The sequence below is a fragment of the Propionicimonas sp. T2.31MG-18 genome, assembly GCF_964266745.1.
Taxonomy (GTDB): domain Bacteria; phylum Actinomycetota; class Actinomycetes; order Propionibacteriales; family Propionibacteriaceae; genus Propionicimonas.
Genome location: NZ_CAXWGX010000012.1, coordinates 589,369 through 607,602, shown reverse-complemented (window position 1 = coordinate 607,602; position 18,234 = coordinate 589,369). Strand labels below are relative to the sequence as shown.

At 72.2% G+C, this 18,234-nt stretch carries 17 protein-coding genes; 7 read left to right on the top strand and 10 right to left on the bottom strand.

Features of this window, described 5'->3' with window-relative positions; genetic code table 11:
• Positions 1-10: 10 nt before the first annotated feature.
• The 3 genes from ACFQQJ_RS07840 to ACFQQJ_RS07830 form a co-directional block, all read right to left on the bottom strand.
• Positions 11-850, bottom strand: coding sequence for a glutamate ABC transporter substrate-binding protein (locus ACFQQJ_RS07840; RefSeq protein ID WP_377105420.1), 840 nt, complete (start codon positions 848-850; stop codon positions 11-13).
• A 35-nt stretch (positions 851-885) separates the two neighbouring features.
• On the bottom strand, positions 886-1,659 hold the full coding sequence (locus tag ACFQQJ_RS07835) for an amino acid ABC transporter ATP-binding protein (protein ID WP_377105419.1): 774 nt from the start codon (positions 1,657-1,659) through the stop codon (positions 886-888).
• An 83-nt stretch (positions 1,660-1,742) separates the two neighbouring features.
• Positions 1,743-3,089 (bottom strand): RNA polymerase sigma factor, encoded by a 1,347-nt coding sequence (locus ACFQQJ_RS07830; RefSeq protein ID WP_377105418.1) that lies wholly within the window; start codon positions 3,087-3,089, stop codon positions 1,743-1,745.
• 125 nt (positions 3,090-3,214) lie between these two features.
• Between ACFQQJ_RS07830 and ACFQQJ_RS07825 the strand changes: the two genes are divergently transcribed.
• Positions 3,215-5,344, top strand: a complete 2,130-nt coding sequence (locus tag ACFQQJ_RS07825) for a S9 family peptidase (RefSeq protein ID WP_377105417.1) — start codon at positions 3,215-3,217, stop codon at positions 5,342-5,344.
• A gap of 152 nt (positions 5,345-5,496) precedes the next feature.
• Positions 5,497-6,444, top strand: a complete 948-nt coding sequence (locus ACFQQJ_RS07820; protein WP_377105517.1) for an RNA polymerase sigma factor RpoD/SigA — start codon at positions 5,497-5,499, stop codon at positions 6,442-6,444.
• 104 nt (positions 6,445-6,548) lie between these two features.
• Here the strand turns inward: ACFQQJ_RS07820 and ACFQQJ_RS07815 are convergent, their stop codons facing one another.
• The 3 genes from ACFQQJ_RS07815 to ACFQQJ_RS07805 all read right to left on the bottom strand — a co-directional run bounded on the left by ACFQQJ_RS07815 (position 6,549) and on the right by ACFQQJ_RS07805 (position 9,314).
• Positions 6,549-7,406 (bottom strand): acyl-CoA thioesterase, encoded by an 858-nt coding sequence (locus tag ACFQQJ_RS07815; RefSeq protein ID WP_377105416.1) that lies wholly within the window; start codon positions 7,404-7,406, stop codon positions 6,549-6,551.
• A gap of 2 nt (positions 7,407-7,408) precedes the next feature.
• Entirely contained in the window at positions 7,409-8,308 is a 900-nt protein-coding gene (locus ACFQQJ_RS07810) for a PAC2 family protein (protein WP_377105415.1), read from the bottom strand.
• Positions 8,309-8,375: 67 nt separating this feature from the next.
• Positions 8,376-9,314: a LysR family transcriptional regulator gene (locus tag ACFQQJ_RS07805; protein ID WP_377105414.1), complete on the bottom strand. Its 939-nt coding sequence runs from the start codon at positions 9,312-9,314 to the stop codon at positions 8,376-8,378.
• 84 nt (positions 9,315-9,398) lie between these two features.
• Here ACFQQJ_RS07805 and ACFQQJ_RS07800 point away from each other — a divergent pair, with 84 nt between their 5' ends.
• A complete protein-coding gene (locus ACFQQJ_RS07800; protein ID WP_377105413.1) occupies positions 9,399-9,569 on the top strand; it encodes a hypothetical protein in 171 nt (56 codons plus the stop codon).
• Between the two features lie 111 nt (positions 9,570-9,680).
• Here ACFQQJ_RS07800 and hrpA read toward each other — a convergent pair whose 3' ends face one another.
• The 4 genes from hrpA to ACFQQJ_RS07780 form a co-directional block, all read right to left on the bottom strand.
• A complete protein-coding gene (hrpA, locus tag ACFQQJ_RS07795; protein WP_377105412.1) occupies positions 9,681-13,433 on the bottom strand; it encodes an ATP-dependent RNA helicase HrpA in 3,753 nt (1,250 codons plus the stop codon).
• A 37-nt stretch (positions 13,434-13,470) separates the two neighbouring features.
• Positions 13,471-14,370: a universal stress protein gene (locus ACFQQJ_RS07790; protein WP_377105411.1), complete on the bottom strand. Its 900-nt coding sequence runs from the start codon at positions 14,368-14,370 to the stop codon at positions 13,471-13,473.
• A 2-nt stretch (positions 14,371-14,372) separates the two neighbouring features.
• Complete coding sequence (locus tag ACFQQJ_RS07785) at positions 14,373-14,771, bottom strand: pyridoxamine 5'-phosphate oxidase family protein (protein WP_377105410.1); 399 nt, start codon at positions 14,769-14,771, stop codon at positions 14,373-14,375.
• A gap of 75 nt (positions 14,772-14,846) precedes the next feature.
• The gene (locus ACFQQJ_RS07780; protein WP_377105409.1) at positions 14,847-15,782 is read right to left on the bottom strand and encodes an AEC family transporter; all 936 of its coding nucleotides are present in this window, start codon (positions 15,780-15,782) and stop codon (positions 14,847-14,849) included.
• 90 nt (positions 15,783-15,872) lie between these two features.
• Here ACFQQJ_RS07780 and ACFQQJ_RS07775 point away from each other — a divergent pair, with 90 nt between their 5' ends.
• The 4 genes from ACFQQJ_RS07775 to ACFQQJ_RS07760 are packed head-to-tail and all read left to right on the top strand — an operon-like array spanning position 15,873 to position 18,219.
• Positions 15,873-17,135: an acyltransferase family protein gene (locus tag ACFQQJ_RS07775; protein ID WP_377105408.1), complete on the top strand. Its 1,263-nt coding sequence runs from the start codon at positions 15,873-15,875 to the stop codon at positions 17,133-17,135.
• A 27-nt stretch (positions 17,136-17,162) separates the two neighbouring features.
• Positions 17,163-17,672 carry a DedA family protein gene (locus ACFQQJ_RS07770; protein WP_377105407.1) on the top strand — a complete coding sequence of 170 codons (510 nt, stop codon included), beginning with the start codon at positions 17,163-17,165 and terminating at the stop codon, positions 17,670-17,672.
• Positions 17,673-17,681: 9 nt separating this feature from the next.
• Complete coding sequence (locus ACFQQJ_RS07765; RefSeq protein WP_377105406.1) at positions 17,682-17,909, top strand: hypothetical protein; 228 nt, start codon at positions 17,682-17,684, stop codon at positions 17,907-17,909.
• Positions 17,890-18,219, top strand: coding sequence for a DUF1905 domain-containing protein (locus tag ACFQQJ_RS07760; RefSeq protein ID WP_377105405.1), 330 nt, complete (start codon positions 17,890-17,892; stop codon positions 18,217-18,219). Before ACFQQJ_RS07765 ends, ACFQQJ_RS07760 begins: the two co-directional genes overlap by 20 nt.
• The last annotated feature ends 15 nt before the right edge of the window (positions 18,220-18,234 follow it).

Sequence of the window (18,234 nt, the reverse complement as noted above, 5' to 3'; positions counted from 1 at the left end):
CGGGCCCGCGCTAGGCGCAGGCGTCGGCCTTGGGCGGGTTGGTCGCGGCGTCGGGGGTGAACCCGGACGTGCCGACGGTGTCGTCGAGGGCCTTCTGCCAGGACCCGTCGGAAACCATCTTGGCGAGCGCGTCGTTGATCGCCGTGCAGAGCTTGGTGTCGCCCTGCTTGATCCCCACGCCGTAGCGCTCGGTGCTGAACGTCTTGCCGACCACTTTCAGCTTCCCGGCGTACTGCGGCTGGGCGGCGAAGCCGGCGAGGATGACGTTGTCGGTCGTGACGGCGTCGATGCTGCCCGAGGCGAGGGCCTCGACGCACTTGGAGTAGGTGTCGTACTCCTGGAGCTGCACCTCGTTGGCGATGGTGTCCTTGATCTTCTTGGCCGAGGTCGAGCCCACCACCGAGCACAGCTTCTTGCCGTTCAGGCTCTCGGGGCCCGTGATGCCGGACGCGCTCGCGCTCACCAGCAGGTCCTGCCCGGCGATGAAGTACGGCCCGGCGAAGGACACCTTCTTCTTGCGATCGTCGGTGATCGAGTAGGTGGCGAAGATCATCTTCACCTGGTCGGACTGGAGCATGGTCTCGCGCTGCGCGGACGGGGTCTCCCGGAACTCCACGTCGGTGTAGCCGAGTTCCTTCGCGACGTACCGGGCCACCTCCACGTCGAATCCTTCGAAGGAGTCGCCGTTCTTCAGGCCCAGCCCGGGCTGGTCGAACTTGATCCCGACGGTCACCTTGCCTCCGCTGCCCGGGTCCCCGCCGGCGGGACTGGCCCCCGCGCAGCCGGACAGTCCCAGGGCCAGGACCAGCGCACCGCCGATCGCCCACCGGGGCGTACCACCTGTCATCATCTCTCCTCCTTCGTGGGGTGACTTCGTCGGGGATGTCAGTGGGTGAGGATCTTGCTCAGGAAGTCTTTGGCACGGTCGGTCCGGGGTGCGGTGAAGAACGCCTCGGGAGTGTTCTGCTCGACGACCTGCCCGTCGGCCATGAAGACCACGCGATCGGCCGCCTTGCGGGCGAAGCCCATCTCGTGGGTCACCACGATCATCGTCATGCCCTGCGCGGCGAGGGTCACCATCACGTCGAGCACCTCGTTGACCATCTCCGGGTCGAGGGCGGACGTGGGCTCGTCGAAGAGGATCAGCTTCGGGTCCATGGCGAGGGCGCGGGCGATCGCCACGCGCTGCTGCTGCCCGCCGGACAGCTGCGCGGGGAACTTGGCGGCCTGGTCGGCCACCCCCACCCGCTCGAGCAGCTCGAGGGCCCTCGCCTGCGCGTCGGCCGGCGTCAGCCCGCGCACCTTGACCGGTCCGAGGGTGACGTTCTGCAGGACGGTCTTGTGGGCGAAGAGGTTGAACGCCTGGAACACCATGCCGACCTCCGCACGCAGGCCCGCGAGCGCGGCACCCTCCTCCGGCAGCGGGACCCCGTCGATGGCGATCGAGCCGGAGTCGATCGTCTCCAGCCGGTTGATCGCACGGCACAGCGTCGACTTGCCCGAGCCGGACGGGCCGAGGACCACCACCACCTCGCCCCTGGCGACGTCCAGGGTGATGTCGTTGAGGACGTGCAGTGTCCCGAAGTGCTTGTTCACGCGGGAGAGGGCGACGACGGGCGGCCCGCCGGACGCCGGCGCGTGCCCTCCCGGTGCTCCCATCCACCGAACGTAACCGGAGTCCTCAGGACTTGGCTACGGTCGGTGCGGGCCTCAGAATTACGCCCCCGGGGGCAGGTGTGAACTCAGTCGAGGTAGTCGCGCAACACCTGGGAGCGGGACGGGTGGCGCAGTTTGCTCATCGTCTTCGACTCGATCTGACGGATCCGCTCACGGGTCACGCCGTAGACCTTGCCGATCTCGTCCAGCGTCTTGGGCTGGCCGTCGGTGAGCCCGAACCGCATGCTCACCACGCCGGCCTCGCGCTCGCTGAGGGTGTCCAGGACGTCGTGCAACTGCTCCTGCAGCAGGGTGAAGTTCACCGCTTCCGCCGGCACCACGGCCTCGGAGTCCTCGATCAGGTCGCCGAACTCGGAGTCGCCGTCCTCGCCGAGCGGGGTGTGCAGCGAAATCGGCTCGCGTCCGTACTTCTGCACCTCGACGACCTTCTCGGGCGTCATGTCGAGTTCCTTGGCCAGTTCCTCCGGGGTGGGCTCCCGCCCGAGGTCCTGGAGCATCTGCCGCTGCACGCGGGCCAGCTTGTTGATGACCTCGACCATGTGCACCGGGATGCGGATCGTCCGCGCCTGGTCGGCCATGGCCCGGGTGATCGCCTGCTTGATCCACCACGTCGCGTAGGTGGAGAACTTGTAGCCCTTGGTGTAGTCGAACTTCTCGACCGCACGGATCAGGCCCAGGTTGCCCTCCTGGATCAGGTCGAGGAAGAGCATGCCGCGGCCGGTGTAGCGCTTGGCCAGCGAGACCACCAGTCGCAGGTTGGCCTCGAGGAGGTGGTTCTTGGCGCGACGGCCGTCCTCGGCGATCCACTCCAGGTCGTCGCGGTCGCCGGCACCGGCCTGGCCCTCGTTCACGGTCTCCTCCGCGAACAGGCCGGCCTCGATGCGCTTGGCGAGCTGCACCTCCTGCTCTGCGTTCAGCAGCGCGACCTTGCCGATCTGCTTGAGGTAGTCCTTCACCGGGTCGGCGGTGGCGCCGGCCGCGAGCACCTGCTGCTCCGGCTCGTCCGCGTCGTCCGCGTCGGAGAGGCTGAAGCCCTCGTCCTCGGTGATCTCCTGCTCGGTCTTGGCGGCCTCGGCCGGCTCGAAGTCGGACTCGTCCACCTCGTCGAGGGTCCGCTTCTTGCCGCCGACGGTGAGGACGACGTCGTCGCCCTCGCGCTCGAACTTCACGTTCTCGACGGCGGGCTCCAGCACATCCTCGACGGTGAGCTCCTCCACCAGGGCCTCCTCGAGCTCCTCCTCGACGATGTCGGTGGGCTCGACCTCCTCTTCGGTCGCCTCGAGGGCGTCCACGTCGGGAGTCGGCACCGCCTTCACCACCGGGCCGGTGGCTTTGCGCGTCCGCCCACGGGGTGCGCCGGCGGCGCCTTCCTGGGGGGTGGAAACGGCAGCAGCACGGGCGCGTGGAGTCACGGGGCTAACCTCTCGCAGGGCGTTCAAGGGCGCACAACAACCGGGTGTTGTCAATACTTCGCCTGCCCCATTGTGCCACGGGATCGGCAAAGCCCCAAGCCGGGGCAGCACTTTAGGCTGTGGCCATGGCAATACCCCTCCTTCCGCCGGTCGCACCGCGCCGGCCGGAACCCCGCGTCCACCACGGCGACACCTTCGTCGACCCCTACGCGTGGATGCGGGACAAGTCCGACCCGGAGTTCCTCGCCTACCTCGCGGCGGAGAACGCGTGGACGGAGGCGGTCACGGCTCCGCTGGCCGGGCTTCGCGAGGAGCTGTTCGCCGACATCTCCGCCCGCACCCGGCAGACCGACCTGAGCGTGCCCGAGTTCGCCCGCCACCCGGGCCTGGGCGAGTTCTGGTACTACTCCCGCACCACGGAGGGCCTGGACTACCCCAGCATCCACCGTTGCCCGGCCGCGGGACGCGACAGCCTGCCCGACCCGTCCGCGGGGACGCCCGACGGCGAGCTCCTGCTCCTCGACGTGCAGGAGCTGGCCGCCGGGTCGGACTTCTTCGCGCTCGGGTGCTTCGAGGTCTCCCCCGACGGACGCCGTGCGGCCTACTCCGTCGACACCGAGGGCGACGAGCGCTACCGCCTCCGGTTCCGCGATCTCGCCACCGGCGAGGACCTGCCCGACGAGGTGGCGGAGGTGGCCGCCGGCGGATGCTGGGCCGGCGACGGCGCCTTCTGCTACCTGACGGTCGACGACGCCTGGCGTCCGGACCGGCTGTGGTGGCACCGGCTCGGCGACCAGGGTGCGGACGAGCTGTTGCACACCGAGCCCGACGAGCGGTTCTGGCTCGGAGTGGACGCCTCGCGCGACAACCGCTGGGTGCAGCTGGCCGCCGCCAGCAAGACCACCACCCAGGTGTGGCTGCTCGACGCGACGGACCCGGCGTCCGGGCTGCGCGCACTGACGGGCCGCCGGGAGGGCGTGGAGTACGACGTCGAGATCGCCGGCGACCGGCTGTTCATCGTCCACAACGACGGCGCGCCCGACTTCGCGCTCGCCGAGGCCCCGCTGGCGGCCACCTCGCACGAGCAGTGGCGCACGCTGCGCCCCGGCGAGGAGGGCACGCGACTGCTCGGCGTCACCGCCTACGACCGCGTACTCGTGATGAGCCTTCGCCGCGAAGGCATCCAGACCGTCGCGCTGCGGCACAGGGACGCCTCCGGCGACCTCGGCGCCGAGGTCCCCCTCGCATTCGACGAGCCGCTGTACCAGGTGGACGCCGACGACGGTGACGAGGCCGACACCGACCGCATCCGGCTGCACTACCAGTCGATGGTCACCCCCGACCAGGTCCTGGAGCACTCCCTCTCCGACGGCTCGCGGCGCCTGCTCAAGCAGCGTCCGGTGCTCGACCACCCCGTGCACGGACCGTACCGGCCCACCGACTACGTGCAGCGCCGGGAGTGGGCGACCGCACCGGACGGCACCCGCGTCCCCCTGTCGCTGGTGTACCGGGCCGACACGCCGCTCGACGGCTCCGCCGGGTGCGTCCTCTACGGCTACGGCGCGTACGAGATCAGCGTCGCGCCGACGTTCTCGATCGCCCGGCTGAGCCTCCTCGACCGCGGCTACGTGTACGCGATCGCCCACGTCCGGGGCGGGGGCGAGCTCGGCCGCGCCTGGTACGACGCCGGCAAGCTCGCGGCCAAGCAGAACACGTTCACCGACTTCGTCGCCTGTGCCCGCCATCTCGTCGCCGCCGGCTACACGACGACGTCCCGCCTGGTCGCGGAGGGCGGCAGCGCCGGCGGGCTCCTGATCGGGGCGGCCCTCAACCTCGCCCCGGACGCTTTCGGCGCCGCGCACGCCGCCGTCCCCTTCGTCGACGCGCTGACCACGACGCTCGACCCCGACCTCCCGCTCACGGTGAGCGAGTGGGAGGAGTGGGGCGACCCGCTGCACGACCCGGAGGCGTACGCCAGGATGCGGGCCTACTCCCCCTACGAGAACGTCCGCGAGCTGCCCTACCCGCCGATCCTGGTGACGGCCGGCCTGAACGACACCCGGGTCGAGGTCACCGAGCCGGCGAAGTGGGTGGCCCAACTGCGGCACGTCACCGGGGCGACGGACCGGGTCCTGCTGCGCACCGAGGTGGCGGCCGGGCACGGCGGCAATTCCGGCCGGTACCAGGCGTGGCGGGACGCGGCGTTCGAGCTGGCCTGGATGGTCTCTGCGACCCCTCCTCATCCCGCCGGGTGAGTCCGGCCACAGCCCTGGGTATGGGGGTACGTACGACCGTGGTCTGAATCTGGCCCCTACGGCTGCTCTCCGGGGATGCTCAGGGGCGTTCTGGGCAGAAAACCGCCCTGCTCGCACGTTGTACTGATGACGAGCGAAAGGGAGTCTCCGTGATTGCTACCGCACACAGGGTCCGCACGACGGACGGCATCGATGGAAAGGATGCCGTCGGCCTCTATCTGGACGGCATCGCCAAGACGCCGCTGCTGACGGCCGAGGAGGAAGTGCAGCTGGCCAAGCTCATCGAGGCCGGCCGCTACGCCCAGGCGATCCTCGACGGCACCCTGGAGGAGACCGAGGACGGCCTCCGGCGCGTGCGGGCCACCGAGGACGAGCTGCGCACGATCGCCGCGGAGGGCGAGGCAGCCATGCAGCGCTTCATCACCGCGAACCTCCGCCTCGTCGTCTCCGTCGCCCGCAAGTACGGCCGCGCGCAGATGCCGCTGCTCGACCTGGTGCAGGAGGGCAACACCGGCCTGATCCGCGCGGTCGAGAAGTTCGACTACACCAAGGGCTTCAAGTTCTCGACCTACGCCACCTGGTGGGTGCGCCAGTCCATCTCCCGCGGCATCGCCCAGCAGGGACGCATCGTCCGGCTCCCCGTCCACGTCGCCGAGCAGGTCAACCAGGTGTCCGCGGTCCGCCGGACGCTCGAGCGCCGCTTCGGACGTGAGCCGGAGCTGTTCGAGATCGCCGACGAGCTCGGCGTCCCCGAGGAGCAGGTGATCGACCTGCTTCGTCTCTCGCGCGACCACGTGAGCCTTGACGCCCCGGTCGAGGAGGACGGCGACACCGCCCTCGGCGACCTCCTGGCCCGCGAGATGTCCCCCGGCCCCGACGAGGTCGTGCTCGACGCGGAGGACCGCGCCCGGCTCGACGCCATGCTGTCCAGTCTCGACGAGCGCTCCGCCGACGTGGTGCGCCGCCGGTACGGCCTGCTCGACGGCCGCCAGGCCAAGCTCGCCGACATCGCCGCGATCTGGGGCATCACCGCGGAGCGGGTTCGGCAGATCGAGCGGCACGCGATTTCCAAGCTCCGGGAGGACTCCGAGGCGGCCTGAGCCTCGGGACACTCCGGGATCACACGGAAGCCCCAGGACGGCCGACCCCAGCACGGCCGCCCCGGGGCTTTCGTTCGTCCGCGACCGGAGCGGTGGCGACGCGGTCAGTCCTTCAGGAGCCGGATCAGGCCCTCCTGGGCGCACGACGCGGCGAGACGGCCGGCGGAGAACAGCCGGCCGAAGCTGAACCCCAGGCCGGCCGAGGCCGACGGGGACACCTGGTCGTAGAGCAGCCACTCGTCCGCCCGCGCCGGACGGTGGAACCACATCGAGTGGTCGATCGAGGCCACCTGCATGGTCGGGCCGGCGAACTCGACCGGGTGCGGGACGGTGCTCACCGCGAGCAGGGTCAGGTCGCTGAGGTAGGCCAGGACCGCCTGGTGCAGCTGACGGTCGTCGGGCAGCGCGCTCTCGGAGCGCACCCAGACCTTCATCGCCGCGTCCCGCGCCCCGGCGGCGCTGAGGGTGGAGGTGTCCGAGGCGAACCGGGTCTCCAGCACGCCCCATTCCTGGCGCCAGGCCTCGACGGCCCGCCGCGACCGTGCCCCCAGCACCTCCGACAGCGGCGGGCAGTCCTGGGGGTCGGGCACGCCCAGTGGCGTCGCGTCGGCGTGGTCGAGACCGGCCTCGAGCTCGTGGAACGAGCACACCATCGAGAAGATGACCCGTCCGCCCTGGTCGGCGACGATCCGGCGCGCGGAGAAGCTGCCGCCGTCGCGGGTGCTCTCGACGGTGTAGTTGATCGGCGTGCCGGCCACGCCGGCGCGGAGGAAGTAGGCGCCAAGGGAGTGGGCGACCCGGCCCTGCGGCACCGTGCGGTATCCCGCGGTCAGGGCCTGGGCGAGCACCTGGCCGCCGAACACGCGCTGGCGGGCCGACCCCGCGTCCTGGCCGAGGAAGGTCACCTCGGAGGTCTGCTCGAGGTCCAGGATCCCGATCAGCTCATCGACGGACTCCGGCACGCCTACCGCCGGAAGTCGTTGGGCGGGTCCTGCTCGGCCAGGAACTGCTCGACCGCCGCGCCGATCTCCTCCGCGCTGGGCACGGACGCCGCACCACTGCTGCTCAGCCGGTCGTACTGCTCCTCCAGCGCCTTCACGACGGCCGGGAAGTCGGCGTCCTCCGCGGTCTCGCTCTCGATCCCGGCCAGGTTGGCGGCCGCCCTCTCGGACAGCTCGGCCAGCGGGAACTCGAGCCCTGCGGCGTCCGCCACCCGTCGCAGGACGGCCTCGACGGCCTGCGGGAACGTCGTCTGCGCGAGGTAGTGCGGCACGTGGGCGACGAAGCCCTGCGCGAGCATCCCGGCCTCGCCCGCGCGGAACTCGAGGACGTGGGAGAAGCTGCCCGGCAGCTGCACGCGGTCGATCCACATCGGATTGCCGCTGATGGTGTGCGGGTCGGTGGCGTGGGCTGTGACCAGGGTCGGCCGCGTGTGGGGGACGGCCATCGGGACCCCGGAGACAGTGATCAGGCGGGACACGTCGAGCCGCTCCGCCAGGCCCAGCACGGCGGCGGTCGCCCGGTTCCACTGCGTGTCCGGCTCGGGACCGGTGAGCATCAGGAACGGCGTGCCCTCCGCGTCCAGAAGCCGGTGGATCACCAGCGAGAAGTCGGTCATCGACACCCACTGGTTGGTGTCGAACACCATCTGCGGCCGTCGCGAACGGTAGTCGTGCAGCTGGTCGTGGTCGAACTCCACCAGCACCTCGTGCTCGCAGGCCTCCAGCAGGTAGCGCCCCGCCGCGTGCGTCACCGACCCTGCGTCGATGTAGCCGTCGAGGAGGTGGAGGAGGGCGGGACGCGTCCCGCGGACGGACTCCATGAGCGCAGGGTTGAGGGTGTACAGCAACCGCGGATCCAGCACCCGGCCACTGTACCCCGGCCCCCTGCCACCACCGCGGCATTGCGCTGTGGGCTGACGGCGCGGCCCGTCAGCGGTGCGCGCGGCGGGCGAGCTCGGTCGGGGTCAGTTCGTTGAGGCGCCCCCCGAGGTCACCGAGCAGTTCGATGGTGCGGGCGGCGGCCGGGTTCGCGCGGACGCTCTCGCGCACGAGGGCGACGATGCGGCGGAACGGCGTGGGGTTCGTCGGGCGGACGTAGGCCACCTCGAAGCCCGACCACCCCAGCGCCAGCCCGGGGACGAGCGCGATCCCGACGCCGGCGGCCACGAACGCCAGGCCGGTGACGTGGTCCTGGGCGCGGGCCACGAAGCGCGGCGTGAAGCCGGCTGCTGCGCAGGCATCGGTCGCCAGGCGGGTCGCCATCTCGTCGCGGAAGTCGTACTGCACCCAGTCGTCCTCGCTGAACTCGGCGAGGTCCATCGTCCCGGCCTCGGCGAGCGGGTGGTCGTGCGGGAGCGCGACCAGGAAGTCGTCGCCGCCCAGCTCGACGCGCTGGAACGCGGGCGGCACGCGGGGATGGTCGCCCGGCACCTCGGTGTGCACCTCGATGTCGGCCTGGCCGGCGGTGTCGGCGGTGTCGCTCTCGTTGATCGACAGCTCGAGGGTCAGGCCGGGGAACTCCTGCCGGAGGGTCCTGGCCACGGCCGGCATCCAGGTGTACGCCGCCGAGGCGAACGTGCGCATGGTGAGCTTGTCGGTGGCACCCTCGCGCAGGTCGCGGGCCTGGGCCTCGAGGATCGCCATCGCCTGGAGCGCGTCGGCACTCGCCGCGGCGAGCTCGATGGCCGCCGGGGTGGGACGGATGCCACGGCCCACGCGCTCGACGAGGGTGAATCCGACCTCGCGCTCGAGCGTGTGCACGTGCTGGCTCACGGTGGACGGGGTCAGCCCCAGGCGGCGGGCCGTGTCGTTGACCGAACCGCTGGAAACCACCGCCCGGAGGATGCGCAGGCGATTGAGGTCGAGCATGACCTCATCATACGGCATCGACGAATGATTGTTCGGGATACTCAGCTTGTCCCGAATCAACAATCGCGGGACAATTTTCCCATGATGAGCTATACCCCAATCGATCGCGACCGTGAGCGGCTCGTCGAGGAGCTCGCCGCCGCTCGCGCCTTCACCCCCACCCGCCACGTTGCCGCCGCCAAGGACAGCGTCGAGCGCCCCCGCGCCCGATTCGCCCTCGCCGGCATCTTCCGCTCACACCCCGTGGGCGTCTGAGGACACCGGTCACCCCGCCGGCACCCCAGGAGCTCCGACCCGGTACCCCTCCCGCGGTCGGCACTCCGACGCCAGAAGGGCCCCCGCGCTCGACGCGGGGGCCCTTCTGCGTCACACCAGCGCTGCGGCCATCGCCGTCCGCACCCGCTTGGCCGACACCGGGACGGCCGTCCCGAGCGCCTGGGCGAACAGCCCGACCCTCAGCTCCTCCAGCAACCACCCGATCCGCGCCACGGCGTCCGGCAGCGGCCCGGACGGGAAGCGGGCGCACAACCGCGCGTAGTCGTCCTCCAGCTCCGCGATGACCGCCAGCCCCTCCGCCTCGTGGCGCGGGTTGCTCACCGAGGCGTCCAGCCGCCGCAGGATCGCCTTCAGGTAGGTCGGGAGCCGCAGCCACGCGTCCGCCGGCGTGGCGGAGACGAAGCCCCGGTACACCAGCCCGTCGAGCTGCTCACGCACGTCGTCGCGGGTGTCCGGGCGCGTGTCGGGGAGCCGGCGCCGCGCGTCCCCCGCCAGCTGGAGGATCTCGCCCGTCCGCTCGACGGCCCGCTGCATCGCCGACGCGGCGCCCGCACGCACGGTGTCGGCGAGGCGCGCGAACGCCTCCGCGTCCCGCACCGACGTCAGCCCGCCGACCTCGTCGGCCAGCTCCCCGATCGCCTTCAGCCGGGCGTCGGCGAGCAGCGCCGGGACGTCCGGGTACGGCGAGGTGGCCAGGGCCAGCTTCGTGGCGTTGCCCATGCGGGAGACCACCCACCGCGTGGGGTCGACCGTGGTCAGGGCGATCAGGCGACGCAGCCCGTTGCGGTGGGCGCGCCGGGCCGCGTCCTCGTCGGCGAAGACCTGGACGCCGACCCGGTCGGCACGGTCAACGAGAGCGGGGAAGCCCGGCATCGGCCGGCTGATCCGCTCCGGCAGCGTGCCGAACTCCCAGGTCGTGGCGCCGGGATGGGTCAGGTGGCTGGCCGCGGCATTGAGCGTGCTGCTGACCGCGGGCGCGAGCGTGGCGGAGAGCTCGGCGAGGTCTCGGCCGACGACCGGGTCGCTGCCCTCGGCCACCACCCGGAAGCGCACCCGCAGGTGGTCGGGCACCGCCTCCGGGCGCCAGGCGTCCGCCGGCACCTGCTCGCCGGTGAGGGCCAGTACCGCGCGACCGAGCGCGGTCCACAGCGGCTCGTCGGACGCGCCGGGGTGCGCGGCGAGCCACTCCAGGGCACGGCGGGCGGTGTCCGGAGCGGGCACCAGCCGGGTCCGCAGCGCCTTGGGGAGGGCACGGATGAGCTCCGTGGCGACCTCCGCCCGCAGCCCCGGCACCTGCCAGGTGAAGGCCGCAGGGTCGAGGCTGGTGAGACGCGCCAGCGGGACGGTCACCGTCACGCCGTCGTGGCCGGCGCCGGGGTCGAAGGCGTAGTCCACCGGCAGGTCGGACCCACCGACCGTCCAGGCGTCGGGGAACGCCCCGGTGTCGAGGTCGGCGTCCGGGGCGACCAGGTCGTCGATCGTGAGGTCGAGCAGGTGCTCGTCACGGCGCCGCGCGTCGCGCCACCAGCGGTCGAAGTGCGCGACCGTGACCACGTCGGCGGGGATCCGCGCGTCGTAGAACGCCGCGATGGCCGCGTCGTCGAGCAGGAGGTCGCGGCGCCGGTTGCGGTCCGCCAGTTGCTCCGCCTCTGCCCGGACAGCCTGGTTGCGCGCCCAGAAATGGTGGCGGGTGCGCCACTGTCCCTCCACCAGCGCCGAGGCGATGAAGACCTCGCGCGCGACCACCGGGTCGATCCGTGCGTAGCTCACCAGCCTCTGGGCGACGACGGGGACGCCGAGCAGGGTGACCCGCTCGTACGCCACGCACTGGCCGCCGCGCGCCGACCAGTGCGGCTCGGAGTAGGTGTGCTTCAGCAGGTGCCCGCCCACCGCCTCGATCCACTCGGCCTCGACCGGGGCGACCGTGCGCGCCCACAACCGGCTGGTCTCCACGAGTTCGACGGCCATCACCAGCGGCGGGTTCGTGCGGGCCGCGCTGGACCCGGGGTTGATCGCGAACCGCGCGCCGCGGGCCCCCAGGTACTCCGCCGGTCCCCGCCGCTTGCCGCGCGCCGGCCGGGCCATCGAGGCCTCGTCGAGGAGGCCGACGTGGGACAGCAGCCCGGCCAGCACCGCGGTGTGCACCCGGTCCATGCCGGCCGGCGCGTCGTTGCGGTGCAGCCCCACCTCGCCGCAGGCCTCACGCAGCTGCGTGTGCAGGTCCTGCCACTCGCGCACGCGGAGGAAGTTCAGGTACTCGGTGCGGCACAGCCGGCGGAACGCGTTGCCGGAGAGCTCCCTGCGACGCTCCCGCAGGTACGTCCACAGCCGCCACAGCGCGGCGATGTCCGAGCCGTCGGGGGTCGCCTCCGCTGCGCCGACCAGCGGGGCCCAGAAGCGGCGGTGGGCGGCGTCGGCCGCGGCCGTGTCGTCGGCGGGCCGCTCGCGGACGTCCGGGATCGCGATGCCGGCCACGATCGGCAGCACCTCGCGCAGGCAGCCCTGACGGTCGGCCTCCACCAGCATCCGGCCCAGGCGGGGGTCGACCGGCAGCCGGGCCAGCATGCGTCCGACCTTCGTGAGCCGCACCGTGCCGTGCGGCGTCCTGCCCCTGCCCTGTTCGATCGCGCCCAGCTCGGTGAGCAGCCGGAGGCCGTCCCGCACCTGGCCGGCGTCCGGGGGTTCGACGAACGGGAACCGGGTGATGTCGCCCAGGCCGGCGTCCGCCATCTGGAGGATGACCGAGGCCAGGTTCGTGCGCAGGATCTCGGGCTGGGTGAACTCCGGTCGCGAGGCGAAGTCGTCCTCGTCGTAGAGCCGGATGCACACGCCCGGCCCCAGGCGGCCACAGCGGCCGGCCCGCTGGTTCGCCGAGGCCTGCGAGATCGGCTCGATCGGCAGCCGCTGCACCTTGGTGCGCGCGGAGTAGCGGGAGATGCGGGCGAACCCGGGGTCGACGACGTACCGGATGCCGGGCACGGTGAGGGACGTCTCCGCCACGTTCGTCGCCAGCACGATGCGCCGCCCGGTGTGCGGCGCGAAGACCCGGTGCTGCTCCGCGGCCGAGAGCCGGGCGTACAGGGGCACCACCTCGGTGAAGCGCAGCTGAAGGCCGGCGATCGCCTCCGCCGCGTCCCGGATCTCGCGCTCGCCGGAGAGGAAGACGAGGATGTCGCCGTCCAGCGAGGTGGACAGCTCGCTGACGGCGTCGCAGATGGCGTCCACCTGGTCGCGGTCGCGTTCCTCCGCCGTCCCCACCACCGGCCGGTAGCGGACCTCGACGGGGTAGGTGCGCCCGGACACCTCGATCACCGGGGCATCGTCGAAGTGGGCGGAGAAGCGGGCGGTGTCGATGGTCGCCGAGGTGATGACGACCTTCAGGTCGGGGCGGCGCGGCAGCAGCTGCTTGAGGTAGCCGAGCAGGAAGTCGATGTTGAGGCTGCGTTCGTGCGCCTCGTCGATGATGATCGTGTCGTAGCGGCGAAGGTCCCGGTCGTGCGAGATCTCCGCCAGCAGGATGCCGTCGGTCATCACCTTGACGCGGGTCTGGCGGCTGCGCTGGCTGGAGAAGCGCACCTGGAACCCCACCGTGGCGCCCAGCTCCTCCCCCAGCTCCTCGGCCATGCGGGCGGCGACGCTGCGGGCCGCGATCCGCCGCGGCTGCGTGTGGCCGATGCTCGTGCGCCCGGCGAGCAGGCAGATCTTCGGCAGCTGGGTGGTCTTGCCCGACCCGGTCTCGCCGGCCACCACCAGCACCTGGTGCGCGCGCAGGGCGTCACGGATCTCGTCCACGTGGGCCGAGATCGGCAACGCCTCGTCGAAGCGGATGGCCGGGGAGTTCATAGCCGGCCAATACTACGGGGCCGCCGCGACGGGGGCGTCAGGACCCGTGGCTGTCCTTCGGCCTGATGACCACGATCGGGCAGCGCCCGTGGCTCATCAGGCCCCGGATCAGTCCGCCCACGGAGTAGGTCGGGAACGACGCGTGCACCTCGAGCACCAGCGCGTCGAGCTCCTCGGCCCGGGCGGTGAGCACGTCCAGCGGGTTGCCGTAGGACACCTCGAGCCCGACCTCCACCTCCGGGTAGTCCTCGGTGATCTCCGAGACCATGTCGACCATGCGTGCCCGAGTGACCTCGACCGCCTTCTCCTCCTGCTCGGCCGTCGGGTGCCCCGCGCTGAACCAGCGTCCCTGGGGAGCGCGGCAGACGCTGATCACCACGACCCGGCCGCCGTGGGCCCGGCATTCGCCGAGCGCCCACTCCAGCGCCACCGCGCCGCGGGCGGAGGTGTCCACGGCCACGCCGATGACGCCCGCGGGCTGCTCGCGCTGGAGGTTGTCGACGGAGACGACCACGACCGGGCAGTGCGCCGCGCCGACGGTGCCGACAGCGGTCGACCCGATGAAGGCCTTCTCGCCCGTGCCGCCGGAGGTGCGTCCGACGACCACGAGGGACGCCTCGTTGCTCATCCGGGTGAGGGCTGCCGCCGGGTTCCCGAGGACGACCTCGGTGCGCACCCGGGTGCGCGCGAGCCCGGACGCGACCGCCTCGGCCACCCCGGTCGCCAGCATCTCGGCCGCGCCCTCCTTGATCTGTTCGGGGTCGAAGACCACGCCCCACGCGCTGTTCAGGACGGTGTCGTCCACCGCGTGCACGAGCACGAGCTCTGCCTCACGCAGCAGCGCCTCCCGCACGCCGTGGGCGAGCGCGCGGAAGGAGTCGTCCGAGCCGTCGAAGCCGACGACGATCCGGGCCGGGCCCAGGTACGGAACGAGCATGCTCAACTCCTCGGGAGGTCGGCCGAGACGGCTCGGCCGGAATAGGAGAGTGGGGTGATGACCACGGTCAGGTCGCGGCGACCGGGCGCCCAGGGCGCGGGGAGCCGGACGTCGTCCGCACCCGCGCCCGATGCGTCACCCCGGACCAGGACGCTCCAGCCGGTCGCGGTCGGGACATCGATGTCGTCGACCTCGAACGCCACGCGCACCGTCCCGGCGAGCTCGCCGAGCACGGAGCCGGGGCTCACCCGGAAGTAGATGCGTTCGCCGGAGACGGCGTACGTGACCGGAAGGACCTGCAGCCCCTCCGCCGACAACCAGCAGACGCGGCCGACGCTGTGGCCACGCACCAGATGTCGGCATTCGTCCCCCGACAAGCGGGTGAAGTGGCCGGTGTCCATCGCGCGCATGCTAGCCGGTCGCGGGGTCACCCGAGGCGGGAACCGCCGAAGACGCAGGCACTTCTTCGCCTCCCTTCAGCGCAGCCACGTGGACGCCGCGACGATCACCGGGATCGAGGCGATCGTCGAGACGAAGATGGCGTCACGCGCCAGAAGCGTGCGGACGTGGTACCTGCTCGCGATCAGGTAGATGTTCTGGGCGGTCGGCAGGGCGGCGATCACCGTCACCGCCAGCAGGTCCGACGCCCCGAGGTGGAACACGCCCGCGCCGAGCGCCAGCGCGATCGCCGGCTGGAGGAGCACCTTCAGCGGTGCCACCAGGGCGAGCTCGCCCGCGTGCGGGCCGCGTCCCGGAGCCGGGTCGAGGCGCAGCGAGATGCCGAAGGCGATCAGCATCGCCGGGACCGCCAGCTGGCCCACCATCTCCACCGGCCGCCACACCAGGTCGGGCACCGGGACGTGGAGGGCGTTCACCAGCAGGCCGGCCAGCGTCGCGACGGTCAGCGGGTTGCGCACCGGCAGCGTCACGTACTTCGACCAGGACAGGCGGCGTCCGTCCGCGCGGGCGGCGGCGAGGTCGAGCAGCGCCAGCCCGACGGGCTGGAGCAGCCCGACCTGGATCAGCAGGATCGGCGCCATCCAGGTCATGTCGCCGAGCACGTACGCGGCGACGGGCAGGCCGAGGTTGCCGGCGTTGGTGTAGACCGAGCACAACGTCCCGACGACGCGATCGGCCAGCCCGGCACGGCCGAGCAGGACCCGGGCGGCCACGAGGTAGACGGCTGCGGTGAGGACGATCGCCAGCGCAGAGACCACCAGCGTGCCGCTGAAGAGGTGCCCGAGGTCCGCCCGGGAGACCAGGCCGAGAAGGAGCGCCGGGGAGGCGACGGTGAAGGCGAGCCGCGACAGCATCCGGCGGTGCTGCTCGGTGAGGACGCGGAGGTGGGCGACCACCCAGCCGACCCCGATCACCGACCAGATGGTGAGGTATCCGCTGAGGGCTGCCTGCACGGCGTCAGGGTAGGCCCGCACGGGCGGGGACGCCGTCCCGGGTTCTCAGGGCGGGACGGAAGCCGGTCCGCGGGTGCCTACGATGTGCCGGTGCCCCGCCGCAACCACCTGATCGACCTCGCACGCATCGGCTCGATGCTGATCGTCGTGGTCTTCCACGCGCTGCTGTGGCAGGTTCTCCTCGTCGACGGGCAGGTGCGGGTGGTGCCGTGGGCGCCCGGACCGGTGCTGTGGGCGATCAGCTGGGTCGCCACGATCATCCCCGTCTTCTTCGTCGCCGCGGGCTACGCCAACGCCGTCGTGGTCGACACCTGGCGCGCCTCCGGCACCCCCTACGGAGCGTTCCTGACCCTGCGGGGCAGCCGGCTGCTCGGACCCATGTCGTTCTTCCTCATCGTGTTCACCGCCATCGGCACGGCTGCGACGTGGGCCGGCTGGCTGCCCGAGGCCGCGGCGCTCAGCCGGCAGTTCGCCCAGCTGCTGTGGTTCGCGGTGGTCTACCAGCTCCTGCTGGCTGCGGCGCCGCTCGCGGTCCGGCTGCACGACCGGTTCGGCGGGTGGGTGATGCTGCCGCTGCTCGCCGGGGTGGTCGCGGTCGACGTCGCCGTCCGGCTGACCGGCGACCTCGACCTCCAGTGGCTGAACCTCGCCTTCGCCTGGCCCCTGGCCCACCAGTGGGGCATCGCCTACCACCGCGGCTGGTTCCGCACCTGGCCGGCCGGGCGGCTCGTCGGTGTCATCGCGGCCTGCGCCGCGGTGATCGCCGTGCTGGTCACGGCCTTCGGGTACCCGCCCGCAGCAGTCGCGTGGGCCGACGTGCTGGTGGCGAACCTGCTCCCGCCCACGCTGGCCATCGTCGCCCTCGGCCTCGCCCAGACCAGCGTGCTGGCGCTCCTCGAGCGGGCCGGCGTGGCGGCGCGGGTGGGCGAGCGCACCGCCCGGGTGATCCGGGTGGCCAACGCGCTGCTGCTCACCACCTACCTGTGGCACATCCCCGCGATCGTGGTCTCCGCCGGCGCCCTCGTCGGGCTCTCACTGCTGCTGCCGTCCGTCGCCCCGGTGCTGATGAACCCCATCCTGCTCATCGTCGTGGTCGTGGCGGTCGTCGTCCTGGTGGTGCCGCTGATCGCGCGCGCGGAGTTTCTCCTGATCCCCCGTCCCGGTCCCGGCACCCCCCGGCCGGGGTGGGCCGAGGCCGGCTACGCGCTGTTCACCGCCGGCACGTGGGCGGTGTGGCAGCTGGGGGCGGTGCTCCACCCCGGCGACCTCCCCGGCGCCCTCGCCGTCCTCGCGTTCGCCGCCGGCGTCCTCGCCCTCCGCAGGGCAACGACGTTGACCGTCCACGTACACTGACCTCTCCGCAACACATCTGGAGGTCGCGTGGATCCGACCAGCTGGAACCTCCCGTTCCCGGCGATCGTCGCGGCCCTGTTCGTCATCGTGATGTTCCGGGCGAACGGCACCTACTGGCTGGGACGGCTCGGTTCGGCAGGAGCGCGGCGCACCCGCCTCGCCCGGCTCATGGACTCCCCCGGCTACCTGCGGGCCACCGAGCGCATCGACCGCTTCGGCCCCCCGGTGGTGGCGGTCTCGTTCCTGACCATCGGCTTCCAGACCGTGGCGAACCTGGCCGCCGGTGCCACCGGCATGCGCCTTCGCCACTACCTGCCGGCGGTGACCATCGGCTCGGTCGCCTGGGCGCTGCTCTACGCGACGCTCGGCACCGTGGGTGTCGACATCCTCGGCCGGCTCTACGAGCGGTCCCCCGTGCTGGCGGTGGGCGCGGTGGTGGTCGCGGCGCTCGCGATCGCCGGGTACCTCGTGTGGGAGGTCCGTCGCCAGGGGCAGCGGGACCGCGTCCCACAGCCCGGTGACAGCCCGGTCGCATAGCATCGGGCCATGGCCGAGACCAGGAAGTACGACCCCGCCGCCGGCAACGCCATCGCGCAGGCCCTGAGGGCCGCCATGGGCGATCCCGTCCGTCCGAGCGAGCCGGGGCGCGGTGCCGCGCCGCGCGCGGCCGCGCCCGACGCCGCGGCACCCGTGGTGACCACGTCCTGGCTCTCGCTCACCGTCACCGCTCCCGCCGATGCGGAAACCACCGGGGATGACGAGCAGGAAGGCTGATCCCGGGGGCCCGATGGGACGCCGGGAGCACTTCTCCGCACCGTTGTGGTGCGTCGCCGACGGCACGTGGCGCTTCGTCACCCTGCCGGAGGAGATGTCCGAGGTCATCCGCTTCGAGTCCGGGCCGCCGCGCGGCTTCGGCTCGGTGCGCGTCGAGGTCACGATCGGTGCGACGACGTGGCGCACGTCGGTGTTCCCGTCCGCGGGCGGCGGCCCCTACGTGCTGCCGGTGAAGGCGGCCGTCCGGCGGGCGGAGGACCTCGGGGACGGGGAGACCGTCACGGTCACCCTCCGGACTCTCGACAACTGAGAACGGCCGGCCGGA

Excerpts from the sequence above, each read along its gene's own strand:
- ACFQQJ_RS07840 (WP_377105420.1), bottom strand. The coding sequence starts at position 850 with ATGATGACAGGTGGTACGCCCCGGTGGGCGATCGGCGGTGCGCTGGTC.
- ACFQQJ_RS07805 (WP_377105414.1), bottom strand. The coding sequence starts at position 9,314 with ATGCTCGACCTCAATCGCCTGCGCATCCTCCGGGCGGTGGTTTCCAGC.
- hrpA (WP_377105412.1), bottom strand. The coding sequence starts at position 13,433 with ATGAACTCCCCGGCCATCCGCTTCGACGAGGCGTTGCCGATCTCGGCC.
- ACFQQJ_RS07800 (WP_377105413.1), top strand. The coding sequence starts at position 9,399 with ATGAGCTATACCCCAATCGATCGCGACCGTGAGCGGCTCGTCGAGGAG.
- ACFQQJ_RS07785 (WP_377105410.1), bottom strand. The coding sequence starts at position 14,771 with ATGGACACCGGCCACTTCACCCGCTTGTCGGGGGACGAATGCCGACAT.
- ACFQQJ_RS07760 (WP_377105405.1), top strand. The coding sequence starts at position 17,890 with ATGACGAGCAGGAAGGCTGATCCCGGGGGCCCGATGGGACGCCGGGAG.
- ACFQQJ_RS07765 (WP_377105406.1), top strand. The coding sequence starts at position 17,682 with ATGGCCGAGACCAGGAAGTACGACCCCGCCGCCGGCAACGCCATCGCG.
- ACFQQJ_RS07825 (WP_377105417.1), top strand. The coding sequence starts at position 3,215 with ATGGCAATACCCCTCCTTCCGCCGGTCGCACCGCGCCGGCCGGAACCC.
- ACFQQJ_RS07790 (WP_377105411.1), bottom strand. The coding sequence starts at position 14,370 with ATGCTCGTTCCGTACCTGGGCCCGGCCCGGATCGTCGTCGGCTTCGAC.
- ACFQQJ_RS07835 (WP_377105419.1), bottom strand. The coding sequence starts at position 1,659 with ATGGGAGCACCGGGAGGGCACGCGCCGGCGTCCGGCGGGCCGCCCGTC.